The sequence below is a fragment of the Aerococcus sp. L_32 genome, from assembly GCF_050689315.1.
On sequence record NZ_JBOEQF010000883.1, the window covers coordinates 1 to 770 of the forward strand.

At 40.8% G+C, this 770-nt stretch carries 1 protein-coding gene; it reads right to left on the bottom strand.

Translation table 11 applies throughout. The features are described from left to right. Positions 1-770: Hsp70 family protein (locus tag ACRCJ0_RS17105; RefSeq protein ID WP_431391356.1), on the bottom strand; the 770-nt coding region annotated here is incomplete at both ends.

Here is a 770-nt window from a genome sequence, read left to right on the forward strand (position 1 = left end):
ACGACGTCTGTAACGTCACCTGAGATAACCCCACCTTGGATTGCAGCACCCATAGCTACTACTTCATCAGGGTTAACTGAACGGTTAGGCTCTTTACCAGTTTCAGCTTTAACCATGTCGATAACAGCTGGGATACGAGTAGAACCACCAACTAAGATAACTTGGTCAATATCTGATTTAGATAAACCAGCATCAGATAAGGCGTTTTTAACTGGTTGTTTTGTACGTTGTACTAAGTCGTAAGTTAATTCGTCAAATTTCGCGCGAGATAAAGTAACTTCCAAGTGAAGTGGACCTTCAGCACCAGCCGTAATGAATGGTAATGAAATTTGTGTTGACGTTACACCAGATAAGTCTTTTTTCGCTTTTTCAGCAGCATCTTTTAGACGTTGCATAGCCATTTTGTCAGAAGAAAGGTCAATACCGTTTTCTGATTTAAATTCAGCGATTAAGTGGTTTACGATGGCGTTATCAAAGTCGTCCCCACCTAAGTTGTTGTCACCAGAAGTAGATAATACTTCAAAGACACCGTCACCTAATTCAAGGATAGAAACGTCGAAAGTACCACCACCAAGGTCAAATACTAAGACTTTTTCGTCTGCGTCAACTTTGTCTAAACCGTAAGCTAATGCGGCTGCTGTTGGTTCGTTAACGATACGGTCAACTTCTAAACCAGCGATTTTACCAGCATCTTTAGTTGCTTGACGTTGTGCATCGTTGAAGTAAGCAGGAACAGTAATAACTGCGTTTGTTACTTTTTCTCCTAAGTA